Origin of the sequence: Actinomadura oligospora ATCC 43269 (assembly GCF_000518265.1) — a bacterium.
Taxonomy (GTDB): Bacteria; Actinomycetota; Actinomycetes; order Streptosporangiales; family Streptosporangiaceae; genus Spirillospora; species Spirillospora oligospora.
This window is the reverse complement of sequence record NZ_KI912411.1, coordinates 60,836-76,971: the sequence shown is the minus strand read 5'-3', so window position 1 is coordinate 76,971 and position 16,136 is coordinate 60,836. Positions and strand designations below refer to the sequence as shown.

The window sequence follows — 16,136 nt, the reverse complement described above, 5'->3', positions numbered from 1 at the left end:
GCCACCCCGGGGAGGACGCAATGCCGCAGGAGCGACCGCAACTCGACCTCACCGGCCGGACGGCCGTGGTCACCGGCGGCGTGCGGGGCGTCGGCCTCGGCATCACCCGCGCGTTCCTCGCCGCGGGCGCGGACGTCGTCGCCGTCGCCCGCCACGAACCGGACGAACTCCCCGAGGTGGACGGCCGAAAGGCCCGCTTCGCCGCCCTGGACGTCCGCGACCCCGACGCCGCCCAGGCCTTCGCCGACGGCCTGGACCGCGTCGACGTGCTGGTCAACAACGCGGGCGGCACCCCGTTCCAGCCCGTGGCCGACGGCGACGTGCGACGCCACATCAAGATCATCGAGTTGAACCTGATCTCGGCCCTCGTCATGTCCCGGGCCGTCCGCCCCCGCATGACCGGGGGCGGCTCGATCATCATGATCGGCAGTGTCAGCGGCGTCCGCCCGTCCCCGGGCACCGCCGCCTACGGCGCCGCCAAGGCGGGCCTGGCCAGCCTCGCGACCAGCCTCGCCGTCGAGTGGGCGCCCGAGATCAGGGTCAACACCGTCACGCTCGGGATGGTCCGCACCGAGAGCTCCCACCTGCACTACGGCGGCGAGGACGGCGTCGCCGCCGTCGCCGGGACCGTCCCGCTCGGCCGCCTCGCCGATCCCGCCGACGTCGGCGCGGCCTGCGTGTTCCTCGCCTCGCCGCTCGCGGGCTACGTCAGCGGGTCGTCCCTGCTGCTGCACGGCGGGGGAGAGCGCCCCGCCTTCCTGGACGCCGCCACCGTGAACCGCGACTGAGGGAGTCCCGATGATCTGCAAGGACCGCGTCGTCATCGTCACCGGCGCTGGGCGCGGGCTCGGCCGCGCCCACGCCCTGGAGTTCGCCCGGCAGGGCGCGAAGGTCGTCGTCAACGACCTCGGCGTGGCCCGCGACGGCACCGGCGACGCCGCCTCCGGCCCCGCCCAGGACGTCGTCGCCGAGATCGAGAAGATGGGCGGGCAGGCCGTCGCCAGCCCCCACGACATCGCCACCGACGACGGCGCGAAGGCCCTGGTCGCCCTCGCCGTCGACACCTTCGGCGGCCTGGACGTCCTGGTCAACAACGCGGGCTTCGTCCGCGACCGCATGCTGGTCAACCTCTCCGAGGACGAGTGGGACGCCGTCGTCCGCGTCCACCTCAAGGGCCACTTCCTGCCGCTCAAGCACGCGGGCCTGCACTGGCGCGCGCAGAGCAAGGCCGGAAACCCGGTCGACGCCCGCGTCATCAACACCTCCTCCGGCGCGGGCCTGCTCGGCAGCGTCGGCCAGGGCAACTACTCGGCCGCCAAGGCGGGCGTCGTCGGCCTCACCCTCGTCGCGTCCGCCGAACTCGGCCGCTACGGCGTGACCGTCAACGCGATCGCCCCCGCCGCCCGCACGCGCATGACCGAGAAGGTCTTCGCCCAGGCCATGGCCAGGCCCGCCGAAGGCGAGTTCGACACCATGGCCCCCGACAACGTCTCCCCCCTCGTCGTCTGGCTCGGCTCGACCGAGTCCCGCGCCGTCACCGGCCGCGTCTTCGAGGCCGAGGGCGGCCGGATCTGCGTCATGGACGCCTTCCGCCACGGCCCGTCCATCGACAAGGGCACCCGCTGGAACCCGTCCGAGATCGGCGAGGCCGTCACCGTCCTGCTGGCCCAGGCCCCCACCCCCGAACCCGTCTACGGCGCGTCCTGACGTGTCGGTGCTGTGCGGCATCATGGCCGCATGACTCTCGGGACCGTGGTGATCACCGGCGCTGCCGGACGCATCGGGTCGGTGCTGCGCGCCGGCCTGCGAGACGAGGCGGAACGCCTGGTGCTGGTCGATCGCGTGGGCCTCACCGCGCAGTCCCCGACCGAGGACACGCGCCAACTCGACCTCCGCGACGCCGAGGCCCTCACGGCCGCGCTGGAGGGCGCGGACGCCGTCGTGCACCTGGGCGGCGTCGCGGACGAAGCACCCCTGCCGGAGCTGCTGGACGGCAACGTCATGGGAACGCTCAACGTCCTGGAGGCCGCACGCCGCAACGGCGTGAAACGCGTCGTGCTGGCCAGCAGCAACCGCCTCACCGGTTTCTATCCGGTCTCCACCACCGTCACCCCCGACATGCCACCCCGCCCGGACGGCCTCTACGGAGTGAGCAAGGTGGCGGTCGAAGCCCTCGGACGGCTGTACGCCGACAAGTTCGGCCTGTCGGTGGTGTGTCTGCGCATCGGCAGCTTCGAGGACGCCCCCACCGAGCACCGGCATCTCGCCACCTGGCTCAGCCACCGCGACTGCCTCGGCTTCGTCCGCGCCGCCCTCACCGCCCCCGACATCGACTTCACCAGCGTCTACGCCGTCTCAGCCAACAAACGCCGCTTCTGGGACCTCAAAGCCGCCGCCACCCTCGGCTACGTCCCCGAAGACGACGCAGAAACCCACGCCTCCCAACTCCCCGAAGAGCCCAACACCGCCGCCCCCAACGTCCAAGGCGGCACCTACGCGAACCCCGACTACACCCTCCGCCACCTCTGACAACCCGCGGATCGGCACGCTGCGCGACCGCAGGCCAGATCATTCAGCCCCACCCTGCTCAGGACGGCCGGTAGTAGGCGACGTAGCGGGCGACCTGGGTGCAGTAGGTGCGGTACTTGGGTGGTGGGCCTTTGGCGGCGACGACGCGTTTTGAGGACGTGCGGTAGGTGGCGGCGAGGTTCTGGGCCGGGTCGCCGGGGACGTTCGTGAGGTCCTTGCCCCAGTAGCAGAGGAACCTGCCCATCGCGGGGATGGACAGGTCCGGGGTGATGTCGTCCAGGCGCGGCTCGGGGTTGTTCAGGCCGCCCGGCTGCCAGGCGGTCAGGACGTGCGGCGTCCAGCGGGCTATGCCGTACTCGTCCTTCACCGGGTCCGACAGGTTCGGGTCGAAGCCGCTCTCGACCTTCAGCATCGCCGCGATGAGCGCCGGGCTGAGCCCCTTGAGCTGGCACCACGTCCCCGCCCGGACGATCAGCCTCCGGTACTGCGCCGGGATGTCGCGGTCGGTGCGCAGCCACCGGCCGTTCGGATCGCCCGGCCCCGCGTCGTTGCCGCCGGTGTGGTGGGCGAGCCCGAGGGTGCCCCCGTCGTTCACCACCAGGAGCGTCCCCGTTCCCCCCGCCGCGGCCAGTGCGAGCGCGGCGGCGGCCAGCAGGATCCGGCGGCGCCGGTGTCGCCGGAATCGGCGCGGACGGGAGTCCGGCAGCGGATCGGTGTCGATCCTGCTGGTCGTCCGGGACAGCGCCTCCTCGAACTCCACGGCCGACGCCCAGCGCCGGTTCCGGTCCGGGGAGAGGGCGCGCAGGACCACCGCGTCCACCGACGGCGGGACGCCCGGACGCAGCGAGCCGGGCGACGGCGGGTCCTCGCGCGGCGGCTCGCCGGTCAGCAGGTGGTAGGTCAGCGCGCCGAGGCCGAAGACGTCCGCGCGGTGGTCGGGAGCGCCGTCGATCACGGCCTGCTCGGGGGCCATGTAGCCGGGCGACCCGGCGGGCAGGGTGAGGCTGGACAGGCGGTCGCCGGTCCGGGCGATGCCGAGATCGGAGATCATCACCCGCTCATCCCGGCCCGCCCCCGAGTGCAGCAGGACGTTGGACGGTTTGACGTCCCGGTGCACGATGCCCGCCTCGTGCAGGTCGGCGAGGGCGCGCGCGACCTCGCGGGCCAGCCGCAGCGCCTCGCCCACCGGCAGTGGCCCGGCCGCGAGCCGGTCCTCGACCGTGCCCCGGTCGGCGTAGGTCATCACGAAGTAGGGACGGCCGTCGGGCAGCGCGCCGATGTCGAACACCTGGACGAGCCGGTGCGAGTCCACCCGGCGCAGCAGCCGCGCCTCCTGGACGAACCGCTCCCGGACGTCCTCCCGGCGGGCCCAGTGCTCGGCCAGGACCTTGATCGCCACCGGCGCGTTCAGCTCGGCGTCGTGACCGAGGTACACCACGGCGAACGCGCCGGACCCGAGGAGCCGGTCGATCCGGTACCGGCCGGCCGACGGAGGAGTCTCCATGACCCCTCATCATGAGCGTTACCCGCGCCACATGGCAGGGCCTCGGCGATGATGATGGTTATCGGGGCGTACGTCCCGGTCCGGAATGCGGCGACCTGCGTGGACGTTGCACCTGATCGGGCCGGAAAATGATTCGCCGTCGGGGGCCGGGCCGGTTACGGTGCCCCCGGTCCGTATTCTTGCTGTTCGATTATGAGGACGACGCCTGTGAGTTCGCCGCTCGCCGAGTTGCGCGCGCGCCTGCCCGAGCTGATGCCGCGCGATCGGCAGCGGCTCCGCCGCCGGATCGAGGGCACGGTCAAGATGCGGGACGCGGACCGGCGCGACCGCGTGGCCGCCGAGATCGCCGCCGAGGTCGAGGCCGCCGCGGGCCGGGTGGAGCGCCGCCGCGCCGCCGTCCCGGCGGTCACCTACCCCGCCGAGCTGCCGGTCTCGCAGAAGAAGGACGACATCGCCGCCGCGATCCGCGACCACCAGGTCGTGATCGTCGCGGGCGAGACCGGGTCCGGCAAGACCACCCAGATCCCCAAGATCTGCCTGGAGCTCGGCCGGGGCGTGCTCGGCTCGATCGGCCACACCCAGCCGCGTCGTCTGGCCGCCCGCACGGTCGCCGACCGCATCGCCGAGGAACTCGGCACCGAGCTGGGCGAGGCGGTCGGGTACAAGATCCGGTTCACCGACCGGTCGAGCGACGACACGCTGGTCAAGCTGATGACCGACGGCATCCTGCTCGCCGAGATCCAGACCGACCGGCTGCTCCGCCAGTACGACACGCTGATCATCGACGAGGCGCACGAGCGCAGCCTCAACATCGACTTCCTGCTCGGCTACCTCCGGGAGATCCTGCCGAAGCGGCCCGACCTCAAGGTGATCATCACCTCGGCGACGATCGACCCCGAGCGGTTCTCCCGGCACTTCGACGACGCCCCGATCGTGGAGGTGTCCGGCCGGACCTACCCCGTCGAGGTCCGCTACCGGCCCGTCACCGACCCCGACGACCCGTCCGCCGACCCCGACCGCGACCAGATCCAGGCGATCGTGGACGCCGTGGACGAGCTGGAGCGCGAGGCCCCTGGCGACGTCCTGGTCTTCCTGTCCGGCGAGCGCGAGATCCGCGACACCGCCGACGCCCTCACCAAGCACCTGGCCAACAAGCGCGGCCACCACGAGGTGCTGCCGCTGTACGCGCGGCTGTCGTCGGCCGAGCAGCACCGGGTGTTCCAGTCCCATCGCGGACGGCGCATCGTCCTCGCGACGAACGTGGCCGAGACGTCCCTGACCGTCCCCGGCATCAAGTACGTCGTGGACCCCGGCACCGCCCGCATCTCCCGCTACAGCCACCGGCTGAAGGTGCAGCGGCTCCCGATCGAGCCGGTGTCGCAGGCGTCGGCGAACCAGCGCAAGGGCCGATGCGGACGAGTGTCGGAGGGCATCTGCGTCCGGCTCTACTCGGAGGAGGACTTCGAGTCCCGTCCCGAGTTCACCGACCCGGAGATCCTGCGCACCAACCTGGCGTCGGTCATCCTGCAGATGACCGCGCTCGGCCTCGGCGACATCGCCGCGTTCCCGTTCGTCGAGCCGCCGGACCGCCGCAACGTCAAGGCGGGCGTCGACCTGCTGCACGAGCTCGGCGCGATCGACCCGGACGAGAAGGACCCGAAGAAGCGCCTCACCGCCCTCGGCCGCCGCCTCGCCCAGCTGCCCGTCGACCCGCGCCTCGGCCGGATGGTCCTGGAGGCCGACAAGAACGGCTGCGTCCGCGAGGTGCTGATCATCGCCGCGGCCCTGTCGATCCAGGACCCGCGCGAGCGTCCCGCCGAGAACCAGCAGGCCGCCGACGAGAAGCACCGCCGGTTCGCCGACCCGACGTCGGACTTCCTGGCCTACCTGAACCTCTGGAACCACCTGCGCGAGCAGCAGAAGGAGCTGTCGGGCAGCGCGTTCCGCCGCACCTGCAAGAACGACTTCCTACACTTCCTGCGCATCCGCGAGTGGCAGGACCTGCACACCCAGCTCAAGCAGGTCGCCAAGTCCCTCGGCGTCACCCTGAACAGCACCGACGCCGCGCCCGAGCGCATCCACGTCTCCCTCCTGTCCGGGCTGCTCTCCCACATCGGGCTTCAGGACACCGACAAGAAGGAGGAGGGCGGGCCGCGCCGCCGCGCCCAGCAGGAGTACCTGGGCGCCCGCAACGCCAAGTTCGCGATCTTCCCCGGGTCGTCGCTGTTCAAGAAGCCGCCGCGCTGGGTCATGTCGGCCGAGCTGGTCGAGACGTCCCGGCTGTGGGCCCGCGTCAACGCCAAGATCGAGCCCGAGTGGATCGAGCCGCTGGCCGGGCACCTGGTCAAACGGCAGTACAGCGAGCCGCACTGGTCGAAGAAGCAGGCCGCCGTCATGGCCTACGAGAAGGTCACCCTGTACGGGGTGCCGATCGTGGCGCAGCGGAACGTCAACTACGGGCGCATCGACCCGGAGCTGTCGCGCGAGCTGTTCATCCGGCACGCGCTGGTCGAGGGCGACTGGGAGACCCACCACAGGTTCTTCCACGAGAACCGCGCCCTGCTGGAGGAGGTCGAGGAGCTGGAGCACCGCGCCCGCCGCCGCGACATCCTCGTGGACGACGAGACGCTGTTCGACTTCTACGACGAGCGCGTCCCCGAGGACGTGGTGTCCGGTCGGCACTTCGACACCTGGTGGAAGAAGGCCCGCCACACCGAGCCCGACCGCCTGAGCTTCGAGAAGTCGATGCTCATCAACCAGACGGCCGACGCGGTCACCGAGGCCGACTACCCCGACCACTGGCAGCAGGGCCCGCTGCGGCTGAAGCTCACCTACCAGTTCGAGCCCGGCACCGACGCCGACGGCGTGACCGTCCACGTGCCGGTGCAGATCCTCAACCAGGTCAAGCCGGACGGGTTCGACTGGCAGGTGCCGGGTCTGCGCGGTGAGCTGGTGACCGAGCTGATCCGCTCGCTGCCCAAGCAGCTGCGGGTCAACTTCGTCCCGGCGCCCGACTTCGCCCGGCGCGTCCTGGAACGGGTGTCGCCGCGCACCGAGCCGCTGCTGGACGCGCTGGAGCGCGAGCTGACGCAGATGACGTCCGTTCCGGTCGTCCGCGAGGCGTGGGACCTGTCGCGCCTGTCGTCCCACCTGCGCATCACGTTCCGCGTCGTGGACGAGCGCAGGCGCGCCATCGAGGAGTCCACCGACCTCGACGCGCTCAAGCGGAAGCTGTCCGGCAAGGTGCGCGGCACGCTGTCGAAGGCCGCGTCCAAGGAGGGCATCGAGAAGGAGGGCCTGACGTCCTGGACCCTCGGCGAGCTGCCCCGCACCTACGAGCGCAAACAGGCCGGTTACGAGGTCAAGGCGTTCCCCGCCCTCACCGACGAGGGCGAGAGCGCGGCCGTCCGGATGTACGAGACCGAGGCCGAGCAGCGCCGCGCGATGTGGAACGGCACGCGACGGCTGATCCTGCTGAACGTGCAGTCCCCGGCGAAGCAGATCCAGGGACGCCTCGGGAACCAGGCCAAGCTCGCGCTCAGCCACAACCCGCACGGCTCGGTGGCCAAGCTGTTCGACGACTGCGTCTCCGCCGCCGTCGACAGGCTCATGGCCGACGCCGGGGGCCCGGCCTGGGACGAGGCGGGCTACCAGCGCCTGTTCGACCTCGTCCGCGCCGACCTGTACGACACGACCGCCACGATCGTCGGTCATGTCGAACGCGTCCTCGCCACCGCGCACCAGCTCGACCGGAGCCTGCGCGGCAGCACCAGTCTCACCCTCGTCCACGCGCTCACCGAGATCCGCGACCACCTCGCCGCGCTTCTGGGGCCGGGCTTCGTGACGGCGACCGGGGCGCAGCGCCTGCCCGACCTGCTCCGCTACGTCAGGTCCATGCAGGTCCGGGTGGACAAGCTGCCCGAGAACCCCGGCCGTGACCGCATGCTCGCCAACCAGGTCCAGGTGCTGGAGCAGGAGTACGGCAACCTGCTGCGCCGTCTCCCGCCCGGCCGCCGCGAGGACGACGCCGTCACGCAGATCCGCTGGATGCTGGAGGAGTACCGGGTGAGCCTGTTCGCCCAGCAGCTCGGCACGCGCTTCCCGGTGTCCGACAAGCGCATCCGCAAGGCCATGGCTCAGATCCAGCCGTAGGGCCCGCAGGACGAACGAAGGCGGCGGTGGTCTCGGACCACCGCCGCCTTCGTTCGTCGTATGCCCCTCAGGAGGTGATGTCCCGGCGCCGGAAGGCCCACAGCCCGGCCCCGACGAGGACCGCCGTGATCGCCAGCATCCAGAGCAGGGGAGTGACCGACCAGGTCGTGCCCGGCAGCTTCGGGGTGTGCGCGAACGGCGAGACGTCCATGACCCACCCCGGCAGCTTCAGCAGCGGCCCCATCTCGCCGATCAGCAGGAACACCACCAGCACGGCCCAGCCGAGCGAGGCGAGCCGGGGCAGCAGCCCGTAGCCGAGGACGACCACCCCGACCATGACCCAGGCCGCCGGGATCTGCACCAGTGACGCGCCGACGAGCCGTCCGAACTGGGCGCCGTCGCCGCTCTGCGACGCGTAGACCGCGCCGCTGACCGCGCCGGCGAGCAGCAGCAGGACGGCCCCGCCGAACAGCGCGATCAGCACCGGCCCGGCGGCCCAGCGCCACCGGCTCACCCCGGTCGCCAGCGCGGGCTCGGTGCGCTGGCCGGTCTCCTCCGCGCGCAGCCGCCCGACCGCCTGCACGCCGAACGCGGCCGCGAAGATCGCGGAGAACCCCATCTCGGCCGCGAGGAACGCGTCGGTGATGCCCTTCTCCCCGCCGAGCTTGGTGATGAGGTCGTGCGCCTGCTGGCTGCCGACCATGTCCCCCACGTTGGAGGCGATGCCGCCGAGCGCCGCGCCCAGCACCATGAACGCGATCGCCCAGCCGAGCAGCGACCCGCGCTGGAGCCGCCACCACAACGAGATCGCGCCGCGCAGGCGCGGGGCCGCGGCGGCCGGGCCCTCCCGGTCGGGCAGGACGCCCGCGCCCAGGTCGCGCCGCGACACCAGCGAGTACGCCACGACCGTCATGACCGCCGCGAACGCGACCATGATCAGCAGCACCCACCAGCGGTTCCCCGCGTACGGGCGGAACTGCTGGCCCCAGCCGATCGGCGACAGCCACGACAGCCAGCGCGGGCCGCCCGCGCCGGACGCGTCGCCCATCGCCCGGATCAGGTAGAACGCGCCGAGCGCCGCGAACGAGTAGCCGGTCGCGGTGCGCGCGTGCGCGGTGAGCTGCGCGAAGACCGCCGCGATCGCGCCGAACGCCATCCCGACCCCGCCCCACGCCAGCCCGGCGGCGGCCGAGCCCGCGGCGGGCAGCCCGGCGATGGTGAGGCCGAGCGCGCACAGCACCGCGAGCGTCAGGTTCGCCGACAGGACGACCGTCAGCGCCGAGGTCAGCGGCGCGCGGCGGCCGACCGCGGTCGCGCCGACCAGCTCCTGCCGTCCGCTCTCCTCGTCCGCGCGGGTGTGCCGGACGACCAGCACGATCGACAGCGCTGCGGCGGCGACCGCGGCCAGCACGTTCAGCTTCAGCATCGACACCGCGCCGAGCGAGGTCGGGTCGTAGACCCGCCCGTACAGCGCGACCAGCGCCGGGGTGTCGTTGGTGTTGGAGGCCAGCTCCGCCCGGGACGCGACGTCGGGGTAGAGGCCCTTGGTGGACGACACCGTCGACGCCGCCATGAAGACGATGAGGTAGAGCCAGACCGGCAGCATGATCCGGTCGCGGCGGAGCGCGAGCCGGGTCAGCGCGCCGGTCCCGGCGAGCGCGGTCATCGTGATCCCGCTTTCGCGTCGCGCGCGCCGGACGATCCCGTGGAGGCGCCCTTCCCGTTCAGGTCGTCCTGGTAGTGGCGCAGGAACAGCTCCTCCAGCGTCGGGGGCTGGCTGGTCAGGCCACGGACGCCGATCTCGGTGAGCCTGCGCAGCAGGGTGTCCAGCCGCGCGGTCTCGACCTCGCACTTGAACGTGCCGTCCTTGACCTCGGGGTCGTGGACGCCGGGCAGGTCGGCCAGGCCGTCCGGGGGACCGGCGAGCTCGGCGCGGATCGAGGTGCGGGTGAGGTGGCGCAGCTCGCTCAGCGTCCCGGTCTCGACCGTGCGGCCCTTGCGGATGATGGTGACGCGGTCGCAGAGCGCCTCGACCTCGCTGAGGATGTGGCTCGACAGCAGGACGGTGCGCCCGCTGCCGCGCTCGTCGCGGACGCACTCCTGGAACACCTCCTCCATGAGGGGGTCGAGGCCGGAGGTCGGCTCGTCCAGGATCAGCAGCTCGGCGTCGGACGCGAGCGCCGCGACGAGCGCGACCTTCTGCCGGTTGCCCTTGGAGTAGGCGCGCCCCTTCTTCTTCGGGTCGAGCTCGAACCGTTCGAGCAGCTCGTCCCGCCGCCGGGGGTCGAGGCCGCCGCGCAGCCGTCCGAGCAGGTCGATCACCTCCCCTCCGGAGAGGTTCGGCCAGAGCGTGACGTCGCCCGGGACGTAGGCCAGCCGGCGATGCAGCGTGGTCGCGTCGCGCCACGGGTCGCCGCCGAGGAGTCGGGAGGAACCGGCGTCGGCCCGCAGCAGGCCGAGCAGGACGCGGATGGTGGTGGACTTCCCGGCCCCGTTCGGGCCGAGGAAGCCGTGGACCTCGCCCGGTCGGACGGTCAGATCGAGCCCGTCCAGGGCGCGCGTCCGGCCGAAGGTCTTCACCAGGCCGGAGACGGAGATGACCTCGTTCATGCTTCACAAACTACACGGGATTCATGATTTCGTGAAGATAATGAATACGTTAAACTGGCGTGTCGTGACCCGGTCGCTACCGTCCGGGGGGCCGTTCGAGTGGGGGGAGTTGGTGCCGGGTGGCCGACGAGCAGGCGCCGGAGAGGACACGTTCCGGGCGTGACGAGGAGGCCGTGCTCCGCTTCGTGGAGCGGTTCGCCTCGTCGCTCGCCGACTCGGGGTGGCCGCGCATGGCCGCACGCGTCTTCGTCGCGCTGCTGGCCACCGACAACGGCGCGCTCACCGTCGCGGAACTGAGCGACGTGCTGCGGATCAGCCCGGCGGCGGTGTCCGGCGCGGTGCGGTACCTGATCCAGATCGACCTGGTGTCCCGCGAGCGTGAGCCCGGATCCCGCCGCGACCTGTACCGGGTGGAGAACGACGCGTGGCAGGGGGCGCTCAGCCGCCGCGACGCCGCCCTCTCCAAGTGGGCGGCGGGCCTGCTGGAGGGGGCCGAACTGCTCGGCCCGCGCACCCCCGCCGGGGCGCGCCTCGCCGAGTCCGCGGAGTTCTTCGACTTCATCCGCCGCGAGGTCGAGACGATCATGGAGCGCTGGGTCGCGCACCGCGAGGACCTGCGCGCCGCCGGAGAACTCACGCCGGACCCCGAGGACGCCCCGCGCCCGGACGCCCCGCGCTCCGATGCCCCGCGTCCGGACGCCTCGCGCTCTGATGTCCCGGAGACCGAGGACGCCGCCCGCTGACGGGGTGGTGATGCTCACCTGGTGAGCATGCGTCGTCATCAGATACCGACAAACCGGTTCTGTCCGGTGGTGAGGTCACGAACGCGTCACCATCGATGATCGTTCGGGCGTGGCGGTTCCCACACGTCCCGCCAGTCCCTGCGGACACCTCCCGAAATGCGTAAAGTTCATCCCATGCCTAACAGCGACGAGCGCGACAACTCGGGTGTTCCGGAGCAGGGGACCTCCGGCGACGCCGTGGCCCGGACCGCCGAGGGCGGCGAGGTCGCCAGGCTGGGGGACCCCGTCACGGTGTGGCCGTGCGCGAACTGCGGACGTCCCGTGCCGCAGCCGGTCGGCGCCGTCCGCGCCGTCCGCTACTGCCAGGACAACGAGGGCGCCTGCACCCGCGAGGCGCGCGAGCGCCGCGAGCGCGGCCGGGACGCCCCCGGACTCACCGGCCAGGTCGCCGCGACGTGGGAGATGGTCGAGCGGCTGGAGCAGGCCGCCGACGCGCTGGCCGAGTCGCTGAGCGCCGAGTTGAGCGTCGCCGGTGTCGAACGCCGCGTCGCCGAGGTGCGCGCCGAGGCCGCGCGCGAGCTGTCGGTGGCGCAGAGCGAGCGGGACGCCTCCCAGCGCCGCGCCGACGAGGCCCGCAGCGAGGCCGACAACGCCCGGCACCGCGCCGACGCCGCCGACAAGGACGCCACCCGCGCCCGCGACGAGGCCAAGAAGGCCACCGCCAAGCGGGACGCCGCCCAGAAGGCGTGGGAGGAGGCGCACGAGATCGCCCAGCAGGCGGTCACCGCCAAGCTCGCCGCCGAGAGCGAGCGCGACCGGATCGCCGCCCGCGAGACCGAACTGCTCGCCGCGCTCGAGAGCACCCGCGCCGACCTGGTCGCCCAGCACGCCAAGGTCGCCGAGGCCGAGGGCGCGGTCGAGAAGCAGCGCGTCGAGGCCGCCGTCGCCAAGCAGGGCGCCGAGGACCTGCGCAACTCCATGCGCGACACCGAGGCGCAGCGTCAGCGCGCGATGCAGGCCGCGAGCAAGGCCGAGGCCGAGCGCACCGCCGCGCAGCGCGCGCAGTCGGAGGCCGAGGCCGAGGTCGTCCGCGCCAAGGCCCTCGCCGAGGACGCGGTGAAGGAACGCGACGTGGTGCGCGAGCAGGCGGCCCAGGCGCTCTCCGAACGCGACGAGCTGCTCGGCAAGCTGAACGAGCACGCGCTGCAGGTCCGGCAGCTGTCGCAGTCGGTCGCCGAGCAGCAGGCCGCGCTCTCCGCGCTCGCCGAGGAACGCGACGCCGCGCGGGCCGAGGCCGACCGTGCCCGCCGCCAGATAGACCAGTTCACGCACAACACGCTGTCGTCGAACCTGCCCGCGGGCCGCCTGCCCGGAGCCCCCTCGCCGAACGCGACGGGCGCTCCCGTCATGCCGGACGGCCCGGCCTACGCGGACGGCCCGCCGCCCGCCCCCCTGCCGAACGGCCCGGTGCCCTACCCGACCCCCGACCTTTCCAACGGGTACCCGACCGCCGACCCGAAGAACGGCTATGTGCCCCCGCGCGAGCCCACCGGCGGCTACCCGCAGGTGGACGCCCCCGCGGCGCCCCTGTCGGCCCCCGTGCCCGGCCCGGTCGGCATCCCGTCGTCCATCACCGGCGGCACCCCCTACGTGGGCGGCGGCAACGGCAACGGCAACGGGCTGAACGGCTACCACCGCGGCCCTGACGACCACGAGGACCCGCTCTTCAACAGGCCGTGACCACGCCGCACGACGAAAACGACCGCTGCCAGGTGCGAACGCACCCGGCAGCGGTCGTTTTCCTTTACATGTAGCGGACCATCAGGACGAGTACCAGCACGGTGCACGCCAGGATCCAGATGGCGTGACCGCGTTCCTTGCTGGCGGTGGCGCGCAGGTTGGTGACCCGCCGCCTGCTCTGCCTGACGTCGAACATGGCGCGCCGAGCGCGCTCCCAGGTCATCCCCATGTAGACGGCGAGCGCCGCCATCGCGAGGACGAGGATTGCGTTTCCGGTCATCGGGCCCGACCTCCGTTGGCCACAGATGCTCAGATTCAACGCGATTGTCCCCGCCCCGAACCGTGCCGCGCGACACATTTCCAAAAACGATCCGTCGGGCGAACCCTCCGCCCGACTCCGGATCATGGGTCCTGCCAGGGCCGATTCCCACCGGCCCGCGACGCGCTAACCCCGGAAACGCGCGGGGTCGACCTCGATCCAGATCTGCTCGGCGCGGCCGATGAGGCGGCCGTCGGCGCCGTAGACCGCGCTGCCCGCGAACATCTTGCGGCCCTCCCGGCGGCGCGCGACGCCGACCGCAACGCACGGCTCGCCCGCCTCGGGCAGCTCGTGCACGCGCGCGGTCATGGTGCCGAGGACCGCCGGACGGCTGCCCGCCGGGTCGAACGCCCAGCCGCCGGGGCAGTCGAGCGCGGCCCAGACGAGCGCGGTCGTCGGGGCGTCCCACGGCGTCCAGGGGCAGGCGACCGTGTCGTCGAGGCCGTCCACCGGGCCGGGGGCGAGGCGCATGCCGTCGCCGTGCGCGCGGTCGGGGCCGCACACGAAGCAGCGGGGGAACGGGTGGTCGCCGCCCGCGTTGAACTTCTCGGCGGCGCGCTCGGCGAAGTCCGGCGCGACGGCCGGGACGGGGTCGGCCGTGAACGCGTCCGCGCGGGCCTCGGCGACGAGGCGGTCGCCGTCCCAGAGCGTCACGTGGCCGCGCGCGCCGTCCTCGTCGGCCACACGCATGACGGTCTCCAGCGGCGGCGGCAGGCGCAGCGCGACCCGCACCGCCTCCGGGGCGGCCGCGGGGGAGACCTCGGCGGCCAGCAGACCGGCGACATAACCGCCATTGCCCGAATGATCCGGACCGTGGAACCGAGCCTCCACCAGCATGTGGGAACCCCCGCGCGCGAGAACGATTGGAACGGTCAAATCCTAGCGAGAGTCACCAAAGCCCAAGAATTCGGTCAAACCTCGAGGAGGTCAGATCGCGCGGGACGGCTGGGGGCGCCCCGGACGCGTGGAGAAGAACACCGACAGCGACCCGTTCAGCCGCGCGCGCACGGTCTCCTCGTCCACCGGGCCGTCGTCGGGCACCGGACGGCGTTCCAGCGCCCGTTCGATCAGTAGTTCGATGTTGCGGTCGGCGACCAGGACCGAGCAGGTGTCGCAGGCGAACCAGGGGTACAGCATGTTCAGCACCGCGACGGCGGTGTCGTCGTCGGACAGGTGCGTGGTGTCGAGCTCCACCTCGAACATGTCGGTGGCCTCGGGGTCGAGCGTGGGGTAGTAGAGCCAGCTGGGGTCCGCGGCGGCGCAGAAGTCGCAGGTCGGGTCGGTCTGGGCGGGTGTTCCCACGGCCAGTTCGAGCGCGTGGTCCCAGGGCTCCACGCGGCGGTTGTGGCGGTAGCCCACGGTGTCGAGCGCGCCCTCGCGGTTGTGGGTGACGTCGTGCACCTCCCCGCCGCACCGGGCGCACATGAAGCCGATCTCCTCCATGCCTTCCCCCTGATCGCTGAGGCACCGATCTCACAGTATCCGGAAGGACGCCGCCCGCGTACCTGCCCCGCACGATTCGATCTTGCCCGGATTCGGCCCCGTCGACCAGGGGCCCGCGACCCGTCCGATACCGTGGGTCCCCGGTGCCGCCCACGCCCCGGCGATCCCGGCAGGGCCCCGTTCCGCACACCTCTCACGCGTCGCGCCCGTCCCGGCCCCAGCCCCCACCCCGTGGCAGATCGCGCCGTTCACGCGCCTCGCGGAGCCCGCATCCGGAGGTCGCCCGTGTCCCTCGTCCCCGTCGCCGGCGCCGTCCTGAACGCCGACAAGATCGAACTCGTCCGCTCCGGCCGGACGCTGCTCGACCGGGTCTCGATGACCGTCCTCACCGGCGAGCACTGGGCGCTGATCGGCCCGAACGGCGCGGGAAAGAGCACCCTGCTCGGCATTCTCGGCGCCTACACCCACCCCACGCGCGGCTCCGCCGAGATCCTCGGCCACCGCCTGGGCCGGGTGAATGTGCACGACCTAAGGGCGCTTATAGGCCAGGTCAACCCGAGGCATCCTCTGGAATCGGCGCGGACCGTCCGGGAGATCGTCCTGACCGGCGCGACCGGCACCATCGAACTCGTCCCGCGCTGGACGCCGACCGGCGCCGAACTGTCCCGCGCGGACGAGCTGATCGCGCTCATGGGCCTCACGCCCCGCGCTGACGCCCGCTGGCCGAACCTGTCCCAGGGCGAGCGCGGCCGGGCGCTGATCGCCCGCGCGCTGATGCCGAACCCGCCGTTGCTCCTGCTGGACGAACCGGCCACCGGCCTCGACCTCGCCGCGCGTGAACGCCTGCTCACCGCCATCGACGTCCTGCGCGAGAGCCGCCCGGACCTCACGACCGTCCTGGTCACGCACCACTTGGAGGAGCTGCCGACCTCCACCAGCCACGCGATGCTGCTGCGCGAGGGCGCGGTCCTGGCGTCCGGCCCGGCGGGCGAGGTGCTCACGACCGACCTGGTCAGCGCCTGCTTCGACCACCCCGTCACGATCACCCGCACGAACGGCCGCTGGTCCGCCACCGCAGGCCGCTGACGCCGGCGCG

13 protein-coding genes are annotated in these 16,136 nt (G+C 72.5%); 7 read left to right on the top strand and 6 right to left on the bottom strand.

The window, feature by feature from the left end:
* Nucleotides 1-20 precede the first annotated feature (20 nt).
* Genes P696_RS0137375 through P696_RS0137365 form a run of 3 tightly spaced genes read left to right on the top strand, consistent with a single transcriptional unit; the run spans nt 21 to nt 2,529 of the window.
* Nucleotides 21-788, top strand: coding sequence for an SDR family oxidoreductase (locus P696_RS0137375; protein ID WP_026416319.1), 768 nt, complete (start codon nt 21-23; stop codon nt 786-788).
* A gap of 10 nt (nt 789-798) precedes the next feature.
* A complete protein-coding gene (locus tag P696_RS0137370; protein WP_026416318.1) occupies nt 799-1,707 on the top strand; it encodes an SDR family oxidoreductase in 909 nt (302 codons plus the stop codon).
* Between the two features lie 30 nt (nt 1,708-1,737).
* Nucleotides 1,738-2,529, top strand: coding sequence for an NAD-dependent epimerase/dehydratase family protein (locus P696_RS0137365; RefSeq protein WP_211245951.1), 792 nt, complete (start codon nt 1,738-1,740; stop codon nt 2,527-2,529).
* Between the two features lie 58 nt (nt 2,530-2,587).
* Here P696_RS0137365 and P696_RS50715 read toward each other — a convergent pair whose 3' ends face one another.
* Nucleotides 2,588-4,033 carry a serine/threonine-protein kinase gene (locus tag P696_RS50715; protein WP_051468727.1) on the bottom strand — a complete coding sequence of 482 codons (1,446 nt, stop codon included), beginning with the start codon at nt 4,031-4,033 and terminating at the stop codon, nt 2,588-2,590.
* A gap of 192 nt (nt 4,034-4,225) precedes the next feature.
* Here P696_RS50715 and hrpA point away from each other — a divergent pair, with 192 nt between their 5' ends.
* On the top strand, nt 4,226-8,185 hold the full coding sequence (gene hrpA / locus P696_RS0137355; protein ID WP_026416316.1) for an ATP-dependent RNA helicase HrpA: 3,960 nt from the start codon (nt 4,226-4,228) through the stop codon (nt 8,183-8,185).
* 67 nt (nt 8,186-8,252) lie between these two features.
* Here the strand turns inward: hrpA and P696_RS0137350 are convergent, their stop codons facing one another.
* Nucleotides 8,253-9,851: an ABC transporter permease gene (locus tag P696_RS0137350; RefSeq protein ID WP_026416315.1), complete on the bottom strand. Its 1,599-nt coding sequence runs from the start codon at nt 9,849-9,851 to the stop codon at nt 8,253-8,255.
* Nucleotides 9,848-10,795, bottom strand: a complete 948-nt coding sequence (locus P696_RS0137345; RefSeq protein ID WP_026416314.1) for an ABC transporter ATP-binding protein — start codon at nt 10,793-10,795, stop codon at nt 9,848-9,850. The genes P696_RS0137350 and P696_RS0137345 overlap by 4 nt, the downstream gene beginning before the upstream one ends.
* A gap of 119 nt (nt 10,796-10,914) precedes the next feature.
* Here P696_RS0137345 and P696_RS50710 point away from each other — a divergent pair, with 119 nt between their 5' ends.
* Both P696_RS50710 and P696_RS0137335 read left to right on the top strand, forming a co-directional pair.
* Nucleotides 10,915-11,538, top strand: a complete 624-nt coding sequence (locus P696_RS50710; protein WP_051468726.1) for a GbsR/MarR family transcriptional regulator — start codon at nt 10,915-10,917, stop codon at nt 11,536-11,538.
* A gap of 174 nt (nt 11,539-11,712) precedes the next feature.
* Nucleotides 11,713-13,278: a coiled-coil domain-containing protein gene (locus P696_RS0137335; RefSeq protein WP_026416313.1), complete on the top strand. Its 1,566-nt coding sequence runs from the start codon at nt 11,713-11,715 to the stop codon at nt 13,276-13,278.
* Between the two features lie 64 nt (nt 13,279-13,342).
* Here the strand turns inward: P696_RS0137335 and P696_RS0137330 are convergent, their stop codons facing one another.
* The 3 genes from P696_RS0137330 to P696_RS0137320 all read right to left on the bottom strand — a co-directional run bounded on the left by P696_RS0137330 (nt 13,343) and on the right by P696_RS0137320 (nt 15,040).
* On the bottom strand, nt 13,343-13,558 hold the full coding sequence (locus P696_RS0137330; RefSeq protein ID WP_026416312.1) for a hypothetical protein: 216 nt from the start codon (nt 13,556-13,558) through the stop codon (nt 13,343-13,345).
* 165 nt (nt 13,559-13,723) lie between these two features.
* Nucleotides 13,724-14,434, bottom strand: coding sequence for a thioesterase family protein (locus P696_RS0137325; RefSeq protein WP_051468725.1), 711 nt, complete (start codon nt 14,432-14,434; stop codon nt 13,724-13,726).
* A 90-nt stretch (nt 14,435-14,524) separates the two neighbouring features.
* Complete coding sequence (locus P696_RS0137320; protein ID WP_026416310.1) at nt 14,525-15,040, bottom strand: hypothetical protein; 516 nt, start codon at nt 15,038-15,040, stop codon at nt 14,525-14,527.
* Nucleotides 15,041-15,325: 285 nt separating this feature from the next.
* Here P696_RS0137320 and P696_RS0137315 point away from each other — a divergent pair, with 285 nt between their 5' ends.
* Nucleotides 15,326-16,126 carry an ABC transporter ATP-binding protein gene (locus tag P696_RS0137315; RefSeq protein WP_026416309.1) on the top strand — a complete coding sequence of 267 codons (801 nt, stop codon included), beginning with the start codon at nt 15,326-15,328 and terminating at the stop codon, nt 16,124-16,126.
* Nucleotides 16,127-16,136: the final 10 nt, after the last annotated feature.

What these genes read in the sequence shown, in the direction of transcription:
- P696_RS0137335 (WP_026416313.1), top strand. Translation starts at nt 11,713, where the DNA reads ATGCCTAACAGCGACGAGCGCGACAACTCGGGTGTTCCGGAGCAGGGG.
- P696_RS0137330 (WP_026416312.1), bottom strand. Translation starts at nt 13,558, where the DNA reads ATGACCGGAAACGCAATCCTCGTCCTCGCGATGGCGGCGCTCGCCGTC.
- hrpA (WP_026416316.1), top strand. Translation starts at nt 4,226, where the DNA reads ATGAGGACGACGCCTGTGAGTTCGCCGCTCGCCGAGTTGCGCGCGCGC.
- P696_RS50715 (WP_051468727.1), bottom strand. Translation starts at nt 4,033, where the DNA reads ATGGAGACTCCTCCGTCGGCCGGCCGGTACCGGATCGACCGGCTCCTC.
- P696_RS0137375 (WP_026416319.1), top strand. Translation starts at nt 21, where the DNA reads ATGCCGCAGGAGCGACCGCAACTCGACCTCACCGGCCGGACGGCCGTG.
- P696_RS0137345 (WP_026416314.1), bottom strand. Translation starts at nt 10,795, where the DNA reads ATGAACGAGGTCATCTCCGTCTCCGGCCTGGTGAAGACCTTCGGCCGG.
- P696_RS0137320 (WP_026416310.1), bottom strand. Translation starts at nt 15,040, where the DNA reads ATGGAGGAGATCGGCTTCATGTGCGCCCGGTGCGGCGGGGAGGTGCAC.
- P696_RS0137325 (WP_051468725.1), bottom strand. Translation starts at nt 14,434, where the DNA reads ATGCTGGTGGAGGCTCGGTTCCACGGTCCGGATCATTCGGGCAATGGC.
- P696_RS0137350 (WP_026416315.1), bottom strand. Translation starts at nt 9,851, where the DNA reads ATGACCGCGCTCGCCGGGACCGGCGCGCTGACCCGGCTCGCGCTCCGC.
- P696_RS0137370 (WP_026416318.1), top strand. Translation starts at nt 799, where the DNA reads ATGATCTGCAAGGACCGCGTCGTCATCGTCACCGGCGCTGGGCGCGGG.
- P696_RS0137365 (WP_211245951.1), top strand. Translation starts at nt 1,738, where the DNA reads ATGACTCTCGGGACCGTGGTGATCACCGGCGCTGCCGGACGCATCGGG.